This window comes from Cedecea sp. (genome assembly GCF_036500665.1).
Taxonomy (GTDB): domain Bacteria; phylum Pseudomonadota; class Gammaproteobacteria; order Enterobacterales; family Enterobacteriaceae; genus Cedecea.
Genome location: NZ_DASYBS010000050.1, coordinates 43,675 through 61,633, shown reverse-complemented (window position 1 = coordinate 61,633; position 17,959 = coordinate 43,675). Strand labels below are relative to the sequence as shown.

The 17,959-nt window shown below is 52.5% G+C and carries 12 protein-coding genes; 3 read left to right on the top strand and 9 right to left on the bottom strand.

Annotation, left to right across the window (positions count from 1 at the left end; translation table 11 throughout):
• Positions 1 to 59 precede the first annotated feature (59 nt).
• From VGM55_RS07935 to bolA, 8 genes are all read right to left on the bottom strand, one after another.
• Positions 60 to 416, bottom strand: a complete 357-nt coding sequence (locus VGM55_RS07935) for a ComEA family DNA-binding protein (protein WP_154185342.1) — start codon at positions 414 to 416, stop codon at positions 60 to 62.
• Positions 417 to 555: 139 nt separating this feature from the next.
• Positions 556 to 2,430: a peptidylprolyl isomerase gene (gene ppiD, locus VGM55_RS07930; RefSeq protein ID WP_154185343.1), complete on the bottom strand. Its 1,875-nt coding sequence runs from the start codon at positions 2,428 to 2,430 to the stop codon at positions 556 to 558.
• A 236-nt stretch (positions 2,431 to 2,666) separates the two neighbouring features.
• A complete protein-coding gene (gene hupB, locus VGM55_RS07925) occupies positions 2,667 to 2,939 on the bottom strand; it encodes a nucleoid-associated protein HU-beta (RefSeq protein ID WP_008454620.1) in 273 nt (90 codons plus the stop codon).
• 209 nt (positions 2,940 to 3,148) lie between these two features.
• Positions 3,149 to 5,503, bottom strand: coding sequence for an endopeptidase La (gene lon, locus VGM55_RS07920; RefSeq protein WP_331635168.1), 2,355 nt, complete (start codon positions 5,501 to 5,503; stop codon positions 3,149 to 3,151).
• A gap of 175 nt (positions 5,504 to 5,678) precedes the next feature.
• Complete coding sequence (clpX, locus tag VGM55_RS07915; protein ID WP_154185346.1) at positions 5,679 to 6,953, bottom strand: ATP-dependent protease ATP-binding subunit ClpX; 1,275 nt, start codon at positions 6,951 to 6,953, stop codon at positions 5,679 to 5,681.
• 132 nt (positions 6,954 to 7,085) lie between these two features.
• Positions 7,086 to 7,709 carry an ATP-dependent Clp endopeptidase proteolytic subunit ClpP gene (clpP, locus tag VGM55_RS07910; protein WP_038475060.1) on the bottom strand — a complete coding sequence of 208 codons (624 nt, stop codon included), beginning with the start codon at positions 7,707 to 7,709 and terminating at the stop codon, positions 7,086 to 7,088.
• A gap of 295 nt (positions 7,710 to 8,004) precedes the next feature.
• The gene (gene tig / locus VGM55_RS07905; RefSeq protein ID WP_331635166.1) at positions 8,005 to 9,303 is read right to left on the bottom strand and encodes a trigger factor; all 1,299 of its coding nucleotides are present in this window, start codon (positions 9,301 to 9,303) and stop codon (positions 8,005 to 8,007) included.
• A 349-nt stretch (positions 9,304 to 9,652) separates the two neighbouring features.
• Positions 9,653 to 9,970 (bottom strand): transcriptional regulator BolA, encoded by a 318-nt coding sequence (gene bolA / locus VGM55_RS07900; protein WP_039897969.1) that lies wholly within the window; start codon positions 9,968 to 9,970, stop codon positions 9,653 to 9,655.
• A gap of 304 nt (positions 9,971 to 10,274) precedes the next feature.
• Between bolA and VGM55_RS07895 the strand changes: the two genes are divergently transcribed.
• Positions 10,275 to 10,853, top strand: a complete 579-nt coding sequence (locus tag VGM55_RS07895) for a lipoprotein (protein WP_038475068.1) — start codon at positions 10,275 to 10,277, stop codon at positions 10,851 to 10,853.
• A gap of 57 nt (positions 10,854 to 10,910) precedes the next feature.
• Complete coding sequence (gene ampG, locus VGM55_RS07890; protein ID WP_331635165.1) at positions 10,911 to 12,386, top strand: muropeptide MFS transporter AmpG; 1,476 nt, start codon at positions 10,911 to 10,913, stop codon at positions 12,384 to 12,386.
• Between the two features lie 79 nt (positions 12,387 to 12,465).
• On the opposite strand, the gene VGM55_RS07885 is transcribed toward ampG, so the two are convergent.
• A complete protein-coding gene (locus tag VGM55_RS07885; RefSeq protein ID WP_331635163.1) occupies positions 12,466 to 15,243 on the bottom strand; it encodes a flavocytochrome c in 2,778 nt (925 codons plus the stop codon).
• A 647-nt stretch (positions 15,244 to 15,890) separates the two neighbouring features.
• On the opposite strand from VGM55_RS07885, the gene VGM55_RS07880 reads away from it, so the two are divergent.
• Positions 15,891 to 17,402, top strand: a complete 1,512-nt coding sequence (locus tag VGM55_RS07880; protein ID WP_331635162.1) for an anion permease — start codon at positions 15,891 to 15,893, stop codon at positions 17,400 to 17,402.
• Positions 17,403 to 17,959: the final 557 nt, after the last annotated feature.

Sequence of the window (17,959 nt, the reverse complement as noted above, 5' to 3'; positions counted from 1 at the left end):
TGACCTCTAACTGAGCGTAGCAAACTTTTCTCTTCAGGTGGAAGCCTGAGCACGTAAACTCAAAGTTTTATGCGAGCCAGATTACGTTCTACCAGTGACGCACCGATTCCCGGTACCTCCTGTAGCTGCTCCAGGGTTTTAAACGGGCCAAACTCATCACGATAGCTCACGATGGCCTGCGCCTTTTTCAGCCCCACGCCGTTCATCTTTTGAGCCAATTCTTCAGCCGACGCGCTGTTTATACTGACCGTACCCTCCCCTTGCTCAATGGCGTTTGCAGGAGCAGTTTTAAGCTGTGGCGAAGAAATACTGGCCTGAGCCGAACTGGCTTTTTCCCCTGCAGCGTAGGCCGGTACGCAGCCGAGTAAGCCTGCCAGAACGAGGGAAAGTGAAAACGCTTTAATTCCTGATGTCATGCTGTGTCCTCCATGTATGTTGACAGCCAGGTCACCATACCGGGGCAAAAAAGCAGGAACAAATGCCGATTTTAAAATGTGGAAAAGGCCGCGAAAGCGGCCTTCAGGAATTGCACTGCGTTGCAAAAATTTGCGAGGATTACTGCTGCTGGTCGATGATATCGCCCAGTTTAATCTTCGCCTCTTTACGCAGGTTAGACATCAGTGCTTCGAAAGCAATCTGGGCATTGTTCTGGGTAATCCCCTGCACCATCGCTTTTTTCTGCTCGTCCGGCATAGCGCCCGCTTTCACTTCATCCAGAGACAGCAATACAACGTTGCCCTGCATGTCGTTGGCGACGCCAAAGCTCGGCTTGTCTTTTGCCGGCAGAGGCAGCCCAAAGGCAGCCTGGCTAATAGGATCTTGCCCGGTACGGCTCAGGGTTTTCGCGTCACCGAAGCTCAGGCCTGCGGCCTTCATTTCGTCACTGCCTTTACCCAGTTTCAGCGCATTCAGCAGTTTGTCGGCATCAAGCTTTGCCTGCTGCTCGGCTTTCTGCTGCTTAACGGATGCGATAACCTGGTCACGGACTTCGGCCAGCGGTTTAACCGCTTCGGCTTTGTGCTCGGAGACACGCAGCACGAAAGCACGATCGCCATCGACGGTAATGATGTCTGAGTTGCTACCAGGAGTGCCGTTCCCACCAACCAGACCGCCGCTAAAGATAGCGTCGGCAACCGGTTTGAAGTTCAGCTCTGCCGGCAGGTTGTCGTGACCGAACCAGCCGGTTTCAACAGCCTTCACGCCAGCAACTTTCTCTGCACTTGCCAGAGACTCGTTATCATTGCTTGCAGCATCACTCACTTTTTGCTGCAGGGCATAATAAGCATCGATCGCTTTTTCCTGCTTCACTTTATCAACGATGCTGCCACGGACTTCCGCCAGCGGTTTTTCAACGGCAGGCTGGATGTCGTCCAGACGAACAATCAGGAAACCAACGGAAGATTTGACGACGCCAGACAGCTGGCCTTTTTCTTTCAAACCGGCATTTTTCAACTCATCAGGCGTGGTTGACGCTTCCAGCCACCCCATATCACCGCCGTTACGGGCAGAGATGATGTCAGCAGACTTCGCTTTCGCCAGCGCGGCAAAATCCCCGCCTTTGTTCAGCTCGTCGAGAATCGCTTTTGCTTCATCTTCGGTTTTGGTCTGAATAACGCTGTAGCGATTACGCTGTGGCTGGGTGAATTCGTCTTTGTGCTGGTCGTAGTAAGACTGAATGTCCGCATCACTTGCCTCTTCCTGCATGGAAGCCGCGTCCAGCTTGATGTAGCTTATCTTGAACTGCTCAGGCGTGATGTAGCTGTTTTTGTTCTGCTCGTAGCTGGCGTTGATTTCCTGCTCGGACGCCTCTTGTTTCGCAGCCAGCGCCTTCACATCGATGGTTGCTTCACGCACAACGCGCTGTTGGGAAACCAGCGCCGCAAGCTCGTCGGTTTCGCCGGAAAGCATAAAGTCGGTGCCGACAACGGCTTTGATCAGCTGGTCAGTGGTGAGCTGGTTACGCAGTGCCTGAGCGTACTGGTCTGCCGTCAGCCCCATATTGCTGATGATCGCGTTGTAGCGAGCATTATCAAACTTGCCGTTATTCTGGAAAGCAGGCTGGCTGAAAATAGCCATTTTCACCTGTTCATCGCTGATGGCGAGGCCCAGATGTTTGGCATACTGGTCAAGCAGCGCCTCATCAATCATCTGGTTGAGCACCTGCTGGCGCATCTGCTTCATATAGCCTTCGTTAGCCGCGAGCTCAGAGAACCGATCGCCCAGCTGTTGCTGCTGGCGATTACGCTCATTAGCCACCGCGTTCTCGAACTGGCCGCGGCCAATCTCCTGGCCATTGACTTTTGCGGCATAATTATTGTTACCGCCAGTCAGGTAGCTACCTACGCCAGTCAGAACGAATGACAGGATAATCAAACCCAGAATGATCTTGAGCACGACGTGGTTAGCCGCCGCTCGTAAATTGTCCATCATGGTGTAACAACACTCCGCTGTAGTATGACTTGGTAAACCTGCGCAGGCGCTAAGCTGGCATCCTTAGGAACTTGAGCTGCCCACAGCTGCGCGCAAAGGCGTATTGTGACAAGAATCCCGCTGCAAATCATCAATACCTGCGTAAAATTCGGCTTCAGGCAATAAAAAAGGCACATCGAATGATGCGCCCCTGCGATACCTGACACCCTATACCCCAGCCATTCGGGGCTAATAAATCAGTTAACAGCGTCTTTCAGCGCTTTACCAGCACGGAAGCCTGGTACTTTTGCTGCGGCGATGGTGATTTCTTTACCGGTTTGAGGGTTACGGCCAGTACGGGCAGCACGCTCTTTAACAGCAAAGGTACCAAAACCTACCAGTGCTACGTCTTCCCCGGACTGCAGAGATTCAGTAACAGAAGCAATAACAGCATCTAACGCACGTCCAGCCGCGGCTTTAGAAATATCAGCACCTGCGGCAATTTTGTCTATCAGTTGAGATTTATTCACTCTTCTCTTCCTCTCTTTATAATTTATATCGCACCCGATGTCCCTCAGGCGCGACCGCGCAGCAGTTATAACAGGCTCGTCATGCCCTTACAACAGGAGTTGTGGACGATAAGCTCAGCCAGCCACTAAATTAGCGACACAAAAAAAAGCTGGCAAGTGACAATTCACTTACCAGCCCCAATTTTATTGACTGTATTTGCGTCAGGTCACTATTTTGCCGTGACGACCTGCATGCCATAAGGTTCATTCTGCAGCGCGAGGGTCAGAACTTCCTCAATACGCTTCACAGGATGAATAGTCAGGTCCGCAATCACATTATCCGGAATCTCTTCCAGATCGCGCTTGTTGTCGTCCGGGATCAGCACGGTTTTAATCCCGCCACGGTGAGCGGCCAGCAGTTTCTCTTTCAGGCCACCAATTGGCAGTACCTGGCCGCGCAGGGTAATTTCACCGGTCATCGCCACATCGGCGCGAACAGGGTTCCCCGTCAGGCAAGAAACCAGTGCGGTACACATTGCAATACCGGCACTTGGACCGTCTTTTGGCGTTGCCCCTTCAGGTACGTGAACGTGGATATCACGTTTCTCGTAGAAGTCACCGTTTATGCCCAGCTTCTCGGCGCGAGCACGTACTACGGTCAATGCAGCCTGGATAGACTCTTGCATAACTTCACCGAGAGAGCCGGTATAGGTCAGCTTGCCTTTACCCGGTACACAGGCGGTTTCAATAGTCAGCAGATCGCCACCGACTTCGGTCCATGCAAGCCCTGTTACCTGCCCTACACGGTTTTCGCTGTCGGCACGACCGTAGTCAAAGCGCTGTACCCCAAGGTAATCCTTCAGGTTGTCGCCGGTGATTTCGATGTGCTTAAGCGATTTATCCAGCAGCAGCTGTTTCACCGCTTTACGGCACAGTTTGGAGATTTCACGCTCCAGGCTACGCACGCCTGCTTCACGAGTGTAGTAACGAATAATGCCAACAATGGCGCTATCATCAACCTTCAACTCGCCTTTCTTCAGTGCGTTACGCTCAATCTGCTTCGACAACAGGTGCTGTTTCGCGATGTTCAGTTTTTCATCTTCGGTATAGCCGGAAAGACGAATGACTTCCATACGGTCAAGCAGCGGAGCCGGGATGTTCATGGAGTTAGAGGTCGCCACAAACATCACGTCGCTGAGATCGTAGTCCACTTCCAGATAGTGGTCGTTGAACGCTACGTTCTGTTCTGGATCAAGTACTTCCAGCAGAGCAGACGCCGGATCGCCGCGCATGTCGGAGGACATTTTGTCGATTTCATCCAGCAGGAACAGCGGGTTTTTAACCCCGACTTTTGCCATCTTCTGAATCAGTTTACCCGGCATAGAGCCGATGTAAGTCCGGCGGTGGCCACGGATTTCCGCTTCATCACGCACGCCGCCCAGCGCCATACGCACGTATTTACGGCCTGTGGCTTTGGCGATGGACTGACCCAGAGAGGTTTTACCTACCCCCGGTGGCCCAACCAGGCACAGAATTGGCCCTTTCAGCTTGTTGACGCGACTCTGGACTGCGAGATATTCCAGAATGCGATCTTTAACACGTTCAAGGCCGTAATGATCGGTATCGAGGATTTCCTGAGCCTGACGCAGATCTTTTTTGACCTTGCTACGGGCATTCCACGGCACCTGCACCATCCAGTCAATATAGCCGCGCACCACCGTCGCTTCCGCAGACATTGGCGACATCATTTTCAACTTCTGCAGCTCGGCTTCGGTTTTCTCACGCGCTTCTTTCGGCATTTTCGCCGCGTCAATTTTGCGCTTCAGCGCTTCATTTTCGTCCGGCGCGTCATCCATTTCGCCCAGTTCTTTCTGAATGGCTTTCATTTGCTCATTCAGATAGTACTCGCGCTGACTTTTTTCCATCTGCTTTTTGACGCGGTTGCGAATGCGTTTCTCAACCTGCAGCAGATCGATTTCCGACTCCATCATCGCCATCAGGTATTCAAGGCGTTCGTTGATATCGGACATTTCAAGCACAGATTGCTTGTCCGACAGCTTCAACGGCATATGGGCGGCAATAGTATCGGCCAGACGTGCAGGGTCGTCGATACTGTTTAGCGACGTCAGCACTTCCGGTGGGATTTTTTTGTTCAGTTTGATGTAGCCTTCAAACTGATTGATTGCGGTGCGAACCAGGACTTCCTGCTCGCGCTCTTCAATCGCCGGCGAGTTCAGGTACTCCGCCTGAGCAGCGAAGTGCTCGCCGTTGTCAGAAAGCGTGGTGATACGCGCGCGCTGAAGGCCTTCCACCAGCACTTTTACCGTACCGTCAGGCAGTTTCAGCATCTGCAAAATAGAAGCGACGGTACCAACTGTGAACAGGTCGTTGACACCTGGCTCATCCGTCGAAGCCTCTTTCTGCGCCACCAGCATGATTTTCTTATCATGGTCCATTGCAGCTTCCAGGCAGCGAATGGATTTTTCACGCCCGACAAACAGTGGAATAACCATGTGCGGATAAACCACCACATCGCGCAACGGCAATACGGGGATTTCAATGCGTTCAGAACGCTCAGGATTCATAGAGCTCTCTCTTAGTTTAATGTCCGCCAGGTGATTAGGTGAACGCTTCCGCTCCACCAACAAGTAAATCAGTATATGGGGCTGTTTCCCGGACATTCAACTGTGGGAATGAAGGAAAAATAAATGGGGGATAAAATCCCCCATTTTTTATTAACTGACTGGTTACTCTGGCGAATTATTCACCGGATGCCTGCTGCGCTTCCGGCTTACCGTAAATTAATAGCGGCTTGGACTGGCCAGCGATGACGGACTCATCAATCACCACTTTTTCCACGTCGTCCATGGATGGCAGATCGTACATGGTATCCAGCAGCGCGCCTTCAACGATTGAACGCAGGCCGCGGGCACCGGTTTTGCGCACCATCGCTTTTTTGGCAATCGCGTCCAGCGCTTCGTCGCGGAACTCCAGCTCCACGCCTTCCAGATTGAACAATGCCTGGTACTGTTTAGTCAGGGCATTTTTCGGCTCTTTCAGGATCTGGATCAGCGCGTCTTCACTCAGCTCGCTGAGGGTCGCCACAACCGGCAGACGACCGATGAATTCAGGGATCAGACCAAATTTGATCAGATCTTCTGGCTCAACCTGACCGAGCAACTGACCTTCACTGGCTTTCTCAGACTTCGCTTTTACCGTTGCGCCAAAGCCGATACCGGAGCCGGTTTCTACGCGGTTAGCAATAACCTTGTCCAGACCAGCAAAGGCGCCGCCGCAGATAAACAGGATCTTGGAGGTATCAACCTGCAGGAACTCCTGCTGCGGGTGCTTGCGCCCACCCTGCGGTGGAACGGCAGCCACGGTGCCTTCAATCAGTTTCAGCAGCGCCTGCTGCACGCCTTCACCGGAGACATCACGAGTGATTGACGGGTTATCAGACTTGCGGGAGATTTTATCGATCTCATCGATGTACACGATGCCGCGCTGGGCTTTCTGTACGTCGTAATCGCATTTCTGCAGCAGCTTCTGAATGATGTTTTCAACGTCTTCGCCCACGTAACCCGCTTCGGTCAGCGTGGTTGCATCCGCCATGGTAAACGGCACGTCCAGCAGGCGAGCCAGCGTTTCTGCCAGCAGGGTTTTACCGCTACCGGTTGGGCCGATCAGCAAGATGTTGCTTTTGCCCAGCTCGACGCCGTTAGACGTGTCGCTGTTGCGTAAACGCTTGTAATGGTTGTAAACCGCAACCGCCAGCACTTTTTTAGCCTGCTCTTGCCCGATAACGTAATCGTCAAGGTGGTTACGAATTTCGTGCGGCGTTGGCAGCGCGCTACGTTCACGGTGCGGGGCCACTTCTTTAATCTCTTCGCGAATGATGTCGTTACATAAATCGACACACTCATCGCAGATATACACTGACGGCCCGGCAATCAGCTTACGCACTTCATGCTGGCTTTTGCCGCAAAAAGAGCAGTACAGCAGTTTGCCTGAACCGTCTTTGCGCTTATCTGTCATCAGTAAAACCTCTTCTCTGTTTCTGTGTGCTACCACCGGCAGCACAAGTGCCATTCTACGGCGCAGCCGATATTGAAGCGTTAAGTCGGGCCGCTACATTGACTATAGTATAACGGCCCAAAGCTTCGGGCATTAGTTACGGTGAGTCAGGATCGAATCAACTAAACCGTACTCTACCGCTTCGCTTGCGGAGAGGAAACGATCGCGCTCGGTGTCTTTCTCGATTTGTTCAAGCGTTTTGCCCGTATGCTCTGCCATCAGCTCGTTCATACGTGCTTTCACTTTCAGGATCTCTTTAGCGTGGATTTCAATATCCGTCGCCTGCCCCTGATAGCCGCCCAGCGGCTGGTGAATCATGACGCGGGAGTTAGGCAGGCAGAAACGCTTACCTTTCGCCCCTGCTGTCAGCAGGAAGGCGCCCATCGAGCAAGCCTGTCCCATACAAATGGTGCTGACGTCCGGCTTGATAAATTTCATGGTGTCGTAAATCGACATCCCGGCCGTAATTACGCCACCCGGAGAGTTAATGTAGAGATAGATATCTTTCTCCGGGTTTTCTGCTTCCAGAAACAGCATCTGCGCCACAATCAGGTTAGCCATATGATCTTCTACCTGGCCGGTCAGGAAGATGACGCGTTCCTTAAGCAGACGGGAATAGATATCGTATGAACGTTCGCCGCGGGATGTTTGCTCAACAACCATCGGCACCAGGGCCATATGGGGTGCTAATTGATCTCGTTCGCCACTGTATGACATGTCCGTCTCCTGGAGTAATTAAGCCTACTGTACTGATTCTACTTGAAACGCAGGATATTGACTATGTTCCTTGCGCCGATTCTGGACGGAGTCAGTCAGGGATTATTAATGGAACCACACCCGAATAATGGGGATGATTTGCCCTGTTTCAAGCATAACAACCTTTTCTTGATACGCTAACCCTGAAAAGGGGATTTATTGATGGCTTATCGTGTGATTTAGCAATAAAAAAAGCCCGCCACCGGAAGGTGACGGGCCTGATGCAGCTGTTTTTGGCCTGTTAGCCAAAAAGCACTTACGCCTGCTGGTTCATCAGCTCGCTGAAAGTGGTCGCTTTTTCAGACACTTTCGCTTTAGCCAGAACGGCTTCAACAGCCTGCTCTTCCAGAGCAACGTTGCGCATGTTGTCCATCAGTTCTTTGTTTTTACCATAGAACTCGATGACTTCAGTCGGATCTTCGTAGGCAGAAGCCATTTCTTCGATCAGACCTTTAACACGCTCTTCGTCAGCTTTCAGCTCGTGGGTACGAATCACTTCGCCCAGCAGCAGACCAACAACAACGCGGCGTTTAGCCTGCTCTTCGAACAGCTCACGTGGCAGTTCCAGAGCTTGCTTCTCGTTACCGCCGAAGCGCTGTGCAGCCTGACGACGCAGCACGTCGATTTCGCCGTCGATCAGCGCAGCCGGCACGTCGATGTCGTTCGCGTTAACCAGACCGTCGATTGCCTGAGACTTGATGCGATTACGCACTGCGCCTTTCAGTTCACGATCCATGTTTTTGCGGACTTCGGTACGCAGACCTGCAACGGAGCCATCTTCAACGCCGAAACGTTTGATGAACTCTTCGGTGAATTCCGGCAGTTCACGCGCTTCAACTTTCTTCAGCACGATGTCGAACTTCGCCGCTTTCCCTTTCAGGTTTTCAGCGTGGTATTCTTCAGGGAAGGTCACTTCGATAGTGAACTCTTCACCCGCTTTGTGGCCTTTGATCCCGTCTTCGAAGCCCGGAATCATGCGGCCCTGGCCCATTGCCAGTACGAAGTCAGAGGCTTTGCCGCCTTCGAACACTTCGCCGTCAACGGAACCGGTGAAATCGATGGTGACGCGATCTTCTGCAGTCGCTGCAGCGTCGCTGTCTTTCCAGGTCGCCTGCTGCTTACGCAGGGTGTCCAGCATCGCGTCAACGTCTTCGTCGGTCACATCAACAACCGGTTTTTCAACTTCGATAGCGTCCAAACCCTGCAGCTCAACTTCTGGGTACACTTCGAACTCAACCGCGTAGGTGAAGTCCTGGCCCAGTTTGTATTCGCCCGGCACGTAGTTAGGTGCGCCAGCCGGATTGATCTTCTCTTTGATGATCGCATCAATAAAGTTGCGGCTCATCAGCTCGCCCAGCACGTCCTGACGAACGGAAGCACCGTAGCGCTGCTCAACGACGGTCATCGGCACTTTGCCTTTACGGAAGCCATCAATACGAACTTTTTTTGCCACGTTGACCAGCTCGCTTTTTACAGCGGTTTCGATGCTGTCTGCAGCGATAGTAATCGTGAGACGGCGGCCAAGGCCCTGAGTGGTTTCAACTGAAACTTGCATCTTGTTACCTCAAAAAATCACAGTGCTCGGTCAACTCCGGAAGCCCGGTGGCTTCACAGAACCAGGATGTTCTCTGAAACAGAAACACATTCCTTGTCGTCAGAATCATCCCGAAGACATTCCGAAAAATAAGACGCAGCATTATAGCGGCATCGCTGGGGTGAGTCGAGAACGGCAATAGCGTACGGCTGCGGCCCTTTTCACACTTCTCTGTCATTTATTCTTTATTTGCCTGTTCCCTGGAAGAGCCAGACAAAACAAAACGGCCCGCAGGCCGTTTTTGAAAACGCAGTATACATACCGCAACATAACGGAAAAGTTCCCTTAGTTGCAAACGCTTAGCGGTAAATCAGGCGATACTGCCCGCGCCACGGCAGTTCGGTGAAGCAAACACCGTATCCTGCAGCCCTTCCCACTCTTTAATGGTATAGGTATGCAGCGCCAGAGCGTGCACCGGGCCTGCCAGTTCTTCGCTCAATGTCCCATAAATCATGCGATGTCGGTTTAAAAAACGTTCCCCCACGAAGCGATCGCTAACCAGCACCACCTTAAAATGGCTCTCGGAGCCCGCCGGGACGTTGTGACGATAGCTTTCATCCACGACTTCAAGGTACGCGGGGGTAAAGGCGGCTTTTAACTTCTCTTCTATCTGCTCGCGTATCAGCATGAACTTTCTCCTCAACAACGTAGAGATGCCACTCATCCCTTTAAATGTTAGCCGCTTTTAGCCAGCTTTTAATCTAAACACAACAAAAATTTAGCTTTCGCAGCCCTTTCGTCATCGGTTACCTGACGTGTCATACAGTTAAGGCACTAAACCGTGAGAAAACTGTCAGAAGGTTTTGCTGAGGCTCAGAAAAAATGCAACGCGATGAAATTCCGTGCGTTAAGCACTTCCCCTGAACGGCCGCAGTGTTATGATGGCGTGATTTTTTATCAGCCTGCCCTTTGAGTACATTGAGAAAGCGAACATGTTAAAAAAATTACTTTTCCCGCTGGTTGCCATGTTTATGCTGGCCAGCTGTGCAACACCGCCAACCACCATTGAAGTTGCGCCGAAGATCACGCTGCCGCAGCAGGATCCCAGCCTGATGGGCGTCACGCTGAGCATCAACGGTGCCGATCAGCGTACCGACCAGGCGCTGGCTAAAGTCACCCGTGATAACCAACTGGTGACGTTGACGCCATCCCGCGATCTGCGCTTCCTGCTGCAGGAAGTACTGGAAAAGCAGATGACCGCACGCGGTTACATGATTGGGCCAAACAGCCCGGTTGATCTGCAGATTATCGTTAACCAACTGTACGCCGACGTTTCCCAGGGTAACGTGCGCTACAACATCGCCACTAAAGCGGATATATCCATCATTGCCACCGCGAAGAATGGCAACAAGATGACCAAGAACTACCGTTCCAACTACAACGTAGAAGGTGCATTCCAGGCGACCAACAAGAATATTGCTAACGCGGTTAACTCCGTGCTGACCGATACCATTGCTGATATGGCTCAGGACACCAGCGTTCACGACTTCATCAAGCAGAACGCTCGTTAATTTTTACCCCGTTGGCCTGCTCACGCGGGCCAACAACAGAGTTTGCACAATTCTCCTATGTCCAATCATTATCTGCGCATCTTTCAGCAGCCGAAATCAGCCATTTTACTGATTCTGGGCTTTGCATCTGGCCTGCCTTTAGCCCTGACGTCCGGTACGTTGCAGGCCTGGATGACCGTCGAAAATATCGACCTGAAAACCATTGGTTTCTTTTCGCTTGTAGGCCAGGCCTACGTCTTTAAGTTTCTCTGGTCGCCGGTAATGGACCGCTACACCCCGCCTCTGCTCGGGCGTCGTCGCGGCTGGCTGTTAATTACGCAAGTTCTGTTGTTGGTGGCTATCGCCGCAATGGGTTTCCTCGAACCTTCGTCCCAGCTACGCTGGATGGCGGCGCTGGCGGTGATCATCGCCTTCTGCTCCGCCTCCCAGGACATCGTATTTGATGCCTGGAAAACCGATGTGCTCTCCGCTGAAGAACGCGGCACCGGGGCCGCGATAAGCGTATTAGGCTACCGCCTGGCAATGCTGGTTTCCGGCGGCCTTGCGCTGTGGATAGCGGACCGCTACCTGGGTTGGCAGGCCACCTACTGGCTGATGGCCGCCCTGCTGGTACCCTGTATTATCGCAACCTTTCTGGCGCCGGAGCCCACGGACGCCATTCCGGTGCCCAAAAGCCTGGAGCGCGCCGTCGTTGAGCCACTGCGCGACTTCTTTGGCCGCAACAACGCCTGGCTGATTTTACTGCTGATCGTGCTTTATAAGCTGGGCGATGCCTTTGCTATGAGCCTGACCACCACTTTCCTGATCCGCGGCGTCGGCTTTGATGCCGGTGAGGTCGGCGTGGTGAATAAAACCCTTGGGCTGTGCGCCACTATCATCGGGGCATTGCTGGGCGGGATGCTGATGCAAAAGCTGACGCTGTTCCGTGCGCTGCTGATCTTTGGCATTTTGCAGGGTGTCTCTAACGCCGGTTACTGGCTATTGTCGGTGACGGACAAAGATATGTTCACTATGGCAAGCGCGGTATTCTTTGAAAACCTGTGCGGCGGCATGGGCACCGCGGCCTTCGTGGCGCTGCTGATGACCCTGTGCAATAAATCCTTCTCTGCCACCCAGTTTGCGCTGCTTTCCGCGCTGTCCGCCGTGGGTCGCGTCTATGTCGGCCCGATTGCCGGCTGGTTTGTTGAGGCGCACGGCTGGCCAACCTTCTACCTGTTCTCGGTCGTTGCGGCGGTGCCGGGGATCCTTTTACTGCTGGTCTGTAAACGCACGCTGGCATTCACTCAGCAAACCGAAACCTTCATGTCACGCAGTGAATTTGCTCCGGCCTACCGCCTGGCGCTGCGTATTCTAAGCTTTGGTTGCCTGCTGCTGGCGACATGGCTGGTGGTGATTATCTGTAATGCGCTGGGGCTTACCGAGTGGAGGTTTGGTTTACAGCTTCTGGAATGGGGCGCACTGTTTGCCATTGGTGGGATTTTGTTTGGCGGCGTACTGGACTTCCTGGCCCTGCGCAAAACGGCACTTATCTAAGAGAATAAAAAAAACCGGGCAGATTAACGCCCGGTCTGAGAAAGCCGGAAAGGAGATCCTTTCCGGTTTTTTTATGTCCTTAAGCCAGCGCGTGAGCTGCCGCGTTCTGCCCGGCGAGCGTGCCGAAGATAATGATATCGGCCACCGCGTTACCGCCGATACGGTTAGCGCCGTGAATGCCGCCGGCTACTTCACCCGCCGCCCAGACGCCTGTGATCACCTGCTGCTGTGTACTCATCACTTCAGCGTTGGTATTGATAGTCACGCCGCCCATTGTATGGTGAACGCCAGGCGCAACGCGGATCGCATAGTATGGCCCGGTATTCAACTGGAAGCGCATGCCGGTGGTGCGTCCAAAGTCTTCATCTTTGTTCTGCTTAACAAAGCCGTTGTAACGGTCAAGCGTTTGCTGAAGAGCGGTGGCATCGATGTTCAGCTTCAACGCCAGCTCTTCTGGCGTTGGCGCGCTGATAACAAAACCGTTGGCGATGTACTCGTCCGCCGCTTTGTTATTCTGGCGTACCTGCTCGTCAAACAGAATCCAGGCGCTCTTTTCAGGCAGAGCGATAATTTCTGCCGAAACGTTGTCGCGCGTTTGCAGTTCATTGTAGAAGCGCTGCCCTTCCTGGCTCACCAGAATGGCCCCGCCCCCGCGAATGGACTCGGAGATCAGATAAGAGGTGGTTTGTTCCACGGTTGGGTGAATCTGAATCTGATCCATATCTACAGTACCGGCGCCGATTTTTTCCAGCAGGGCGATGCCGCTGCCGGTCGCACCCTTGTGGTTGGTGGTGACAAAGCCTTTCAGCTCAGGGCGATAATGAACCACCATTTTACGGTTGGCGCTAAAGCCGCCCGTCGCCACCACCACGCTTTTCGCCAGCAGAATATGGTGCTCGTTATATTCGTTAACGATCTTAACCCCGTTCACCACACCATTTTCGTGCAGGATCTCTTCGACGGTCGAATCCAGCAGAACGTCAATGCTGCGCTGATTAATTTGCTTCACCAGACCGCTAATCAGATAGCCGCCGACGGCGGACCGATCTTCAGGCCGGTGCGTGCGATCAATACTCATGCCACCGGTGGTGGTGATGTCACTCAGCGCGATGTCGAGGCTTGCCAGCCATTCAATGGCGCCTGGCGCGCGATCCACGAACGCCTTCAGCAGCTCAACATTGTTTCTGAACTTGCCGCCTTTCAGCGTCTCATCGTAGAACAGCTCTTTGCTGTCCTTAATGCCCTTCATCGTCTGGAAGCGCGTTTCCGCGGCATTCATCCCCGCGGATGCCTTAATGGTGTTACCGCCAATGGTTGGCATTTTCTCAATAATCACCACGCGGGCACCGGCATCGGAAGCACGAATGGCCGCCGCCAGACCTGCACCGCCACTGCCAATCACCACAACATCGTAGCTTTGAGGGGCATCAGGGTTGCCGCCTTCTTCAATGACGTGTTCTTTGCTCGACGTCGTCAACGCGCGGGATACCGCTTTCTTCAACGCCTCACTCTGGGTGGTCGCTCCGGTCACGGCATCAACGTACGGGCTGTTGGCCACCAGCATACGGGAACGCAGGATCTCGAAGCTTGGCGTGAAATCGACATCCACTGAGTCATCCTGCACCAGGGTAATGTCGGTGATACGGTCGGTGTCGAGGGTAACGCTGATTTTAAGCTTCAGCGCTTCGGCCTCCACTTTTTCCTGGAAGACGCCGGCTTTGTATTTACGGCCAGTGGTGGTGGTATCGCGGATCATGGCGTCAACCAGCGAGAAGCGCCACAGCGGCTCAGGGATCAGAAGCTCTTCACGCTTGGTACTGTCGATGAACAGATCGAGCGTTTCATTTTTCAAAATACGATCGGCCCAGTCCGGATAAGCGATGCAGGCCTTACCCACGGCAATCAGGTCATAGCCTAGTCCCAGCGCTTCTTCAGCGTCGCTGCGATTAACTACGCCGCCCACGCCGATAACCGGGACTTTCGCCAGCGTTTCAGAGCGCATAGTCAGGTATTTGTCGATCAGCATCGTTGGGTCTTTGGTGTCGACTATTGAGGCGCGCTTGAAGTAGCCCACGGAGAAGTGCAGATAATCAACGCCTCTTTCAGCCAGCTTTTCCAGCAGATACAGGGTGTCGTCAAAGCGAATGCCCGGTACCTCAATTTCTTCCGGCGAGAAGCGATAGCCGATAATAAAGGAAGCATCGGCGAAGCGACTCGCCATTTTATGAGTGATCTCGAGCACTTCCAGCGGGAAGCGGGCGCGGTTTTCACGGCTGCCGCCCCATTTATCGTCGCGCTGGTTCGAGTTTGGCGAGTAGAACTGCTGGATCAGGTAAGTGTTTGCGCCGTGGATCTCCACGCCGTCAAATCCGGCTTTAATGGCACGGTTCACGGCGTCACCAAATTTGGTGATCATCACGTCGACTTCTTCAGCGGTTAAGGCTACGGGCGTAGTCGCACCCTCACGCGGCGCGGCGATGGCGCTCGGCGCAACGGGCTTTTTACCGCCAATCAGCTCCGGCTCAACCATCCTGCCGCCGTGGTAAATCTGCAGAATCGCTTTCGACCCCTGGGATTTAATCGCGCTGGCAATGCGCGCAAGGCCGGGGATTTTGTTATCGCTGTCGATGGCCAGAGCACCGGGGAAAGCGGGACCCTTAGGGTCGATAAAGCAGCATTCGACGATAACGGTGCCGATAGTGCCGGCGCGTTCGCGATAATACTCAACGAGATCGCTCGGCACGCTGCCGTCGTAAAAACCAGTACAGGTGGTCATCGGCGCCATGATCAGACGGTTTTTCAGTACCGCGCCGTTGGGCAAGGTGAGCGGCTTCAGGATCGGGGTTTTGGCGTTCATTCTTTATCATTCCAGCAGGTGAGGTCGACATTGTCCGGCACTCGGTGAATAGCCCCGGCAGGCAACACAATTATCAGGGAGTAACGTAATTTGAATTTGTGAACAGAAAACGGCAATTTTGCGGAATATATTTTTCGAATGTTAGTCAACGCCTTAAAAAAAGCAAATACAAATAATAACCATAAATAACAAGTGGTTTTATACGCCACCTATTCTTGTGAGTAAGACGTGAGCGTAAGCGAAGCAGTATATCTAGATCAGCTTATGATTTGACCGTTAACCACTCAGAGACTATGGATATAAATAGAGCAAGTTTTTTTAGTTAAATAAAATCGTTGGTTTTTTACCAAATAAAAACCAAAATCAAATAGCTGAGATGACATAGCAAAGAGCAAAAAAAGGGATAATCACCAATTGTTTCAGTATGATGAAGTATTCAAGAAACTATCGATTATCACACATTAAATATGAGGTTAAATGGAGGCTGGAATCAGGTGCAATGAGCGGTCAGATTTGCACCGGTTAAAAAAACTATCATGAATGCATCAAATTCTGCCTATAAGAGATCAGGCAGAAATAAAATTCAGGAAACAGGTTACGCAGGGAATATTAATCGAATTCATCATGATAACTTTAAGGCACAGGTTATGACTAACACCTCAACAATAAGCGCACCAGCGAAAGCTCCGCCGCCAGGTGCGGAGAATAAAAAGCGCTTGATATTGCTCTTTTTACCCATTCTGATCAGCATAATAATATTACTGCTGCCGGTTCCTGCAGGATTAGAGCCCTATGCCTGGCACTTCTTTGCCGTCTTCGTCGGCGTGATTGTCGGTTTGATATTTGAACCGCTGCCGGGCGCGGTGATTGGATTAACGGGCGTGGTCGTGATCGCCCTGTTCAGTCAGTGGCTGCTGTTTAGCCCGGCGGAGCTTGCCGATCCTAAGTTTAAGCTGGCCAGCCAGTCCTTCCAGTGGGCGGTGAGCGGATTCAGTAACTCAACTGTCTGGCTGATTTTTGGTGCTTTTATGTTTGCCGCCGGCTATGACAAAACACAGTTTGGCCGTCGCCTGGCGCTGATTCTGGTGAAATATCTTGGCCGACGTAGCCTGACATTGGGCTATGCGATTACCTTCGCCGACCTGCTCCTCGCGCCGTTCACGCCGTCTAATACCGCGCGCAGCGGGGGCACCATCTACCCGATTATTGCCAACCTGCCGCCGCTTTATGGCTCTTTGCCGAACGATCCAAGCTCGCGTAGGATCGGTTCTTACCTGATGTGGGTTGCGATCAGTGCCGCCTGTATCACCAGCTCGATGTTCCTTTCTGCACTGGCACCTAACCTGCTGGCTCTCGCGTTGGTGAAAAGCATCATCGGCTTCGAGATCTCCTGGGGGATGTGGTTCCTGGCCTTCCTGCCGCTGGGCGTGCTGCTGATCCTGACGATGCCGCTGTTGGCCTACTGGTTCTACCCACCGGAAGTGAAGGTGAATGACGAAGTGCCTAAGTGGGCTGCCGCTGAGTTGGAAAAACTGGGCAAACTGTCGCGCAACGAAATTCTGCTGCTGCTGTTCGTTTGTAGCGCCCTGCTGATGTGGATTTTCGCCGCAGCGTGGATTGAGCCCGCGATGGCCGCTCTGCTGGTCATTATCCTGATGCTCTGGACCGGCGTACTGAACTGGAACGATATTATCAGTAATAAACCGGCCTGGAATACTTTTGCCTGGTTTGCCACCCTGGTGGCGCTGGCCGATGGCCTGGCGCGCGTGGGCTTTATTGCCTGGCTGGGTAAAGAAGGAGCCTCGCTACTGCAAGGATTCGACCCGCAAGCTTCTGCGGTCATGCTGCTGGTGGCCTTTTATCTACTGCATTACCTGTTCGCCAGCACCACGGCACACACCACCGCGCTACTGCCTGCGACCCTGACCATCGCCGCGTCGATTCCGGGTATTAATATGCCGGTGTTCTGCCTGATGATGGTGACCTCGCTCGGCGTGATGGGGATCATCACCCCGTACGGCACCGGCCCAAGCCCGATTTACTACGGCAGCGGCTATCTGCCAACCAAAGACTACTGGCGAATGGGGACCATCTTTGGCGCCATCTTCCTCTGCTCGCTGATGCTTATCAGCTACCCGTGGATGGTATTGATGTTCTGATGAACGGCGCTTGATGTGAAAGCCCCCGGCGTACACCGGGGCTTTTTTATTTTATCCATCAGGCTGCTTCGTAGGGACATGACAGTCACGATAGCGCCAGAAGGTTGGGGAGACCAATCGTAGATGAAATATGCGCAACCACCGCCACAACCCCGACATCACCGCGGATAAAAAACGTCCTTAGCCCGAGGTTATCCATGATTGCTGAATTGAACAGAATGTAATTAATACCGGGTAGTTACTTTTTTTGTCTATTAATTACTCAGGTCGTTAAGTGTTACCGCCGCGGACTATTTATCATCATTAAATACACTTTTCTTTAATTACTTTGTTCAATACGCATTAAAAGATTACCCTTAACGATTCAGCCCGGTGCGAAATTAATATTTGTTGGAAACATGTGATAATTGCTGCCACATTGTTAATTAAATGTATTTCAATTTGGTTGGTTATACCAATTTTCCCGGTCTATTTCCCCTGAGATAGGTTTTCGTTATATCCTTCAGCTACCACGCACCAACGCTAGATTTTACAGTTTGTTGCATTCTGTGTGACAT

Excerpts from the sequence above, each read along its gene's own strand:
- VGM55_RS07935 (WP_154185342.1), bottom strand. The coding sequence starts at position 416 with ATGACATCAGGAATTAAAGCGTTTTCACTTTCCCTCGTTCTGGCAGGC.
- ppiD (WP_154185343.1), bottom strand. The coding sequence starts at position 2,430 with ATGATGGACAATTTACGAGCGGCGGCTAACCACGTCGTGCTCAAGATC.
- lon (WP_331635168.1), bottom strand. The coding sequence starts at position 5,503 with ATGAATCCTGAGCGTTCTGAACGCATTGAAATCCCCGTATTGCCGTTG.
- clpX (WP_154185346.1), bottom strand. The coding sequence starts at position 6,953 with ATGACAGATAAGCGCAAAGACGGTTCAGGCAAACTGCTGTACTGCTCT.
- clpP (WP_038475060.1), bottom strand. The coding sequence starts at position 7,709 with ATGTCATACAGTGGCGAACGAGATCAATTAGCACCCCATATGGCCCTG.
- tig (WP_331635166.1), bottom strand. The coding sequence starts at position 9,303 with ATGCAAGTTTCAGTTGAAACCACTCAGGGCCTTGGCCGCCGTCTCACG.
- bolA (WP_039897969.1), bottom strand. The coding sequence starts at position 9,970 with ATGCTGATACGCGAGCAGATAGAAGAGAAGTTAAAAGCCGCCTTTACC.
- VGM55_RS07895 (WP_038475068.1), top strand. The coding sequence starts at position 10,275 with ATGTTAAAAAAATTACTTTTCCCGCTGGTTGCCATGTTTATGCTGGCC.
- ampG (WP_331635165.1), top strand. The coding sequence starts at position 10,911 with ATGTCCAATCATTATCTGCGCATCTTTCAGCAGCCGAAATCAGCCATT.
- VGM55_RS07885 (WP_331635163.1), bottom strand. The coding sequence starts at position 15,243 with ATGAACGCCAAAACCCCGATCCTGAAGCCGCTCACCTTGCCCAACGGC.
- VGM55_RS07880 (WP_331635162.1), top strand. The coding sequence starts at position 15,891 with ATGACTAACACCTCAACAATAAGCGCACCAGCGAAAGCTCCGCCGCCA.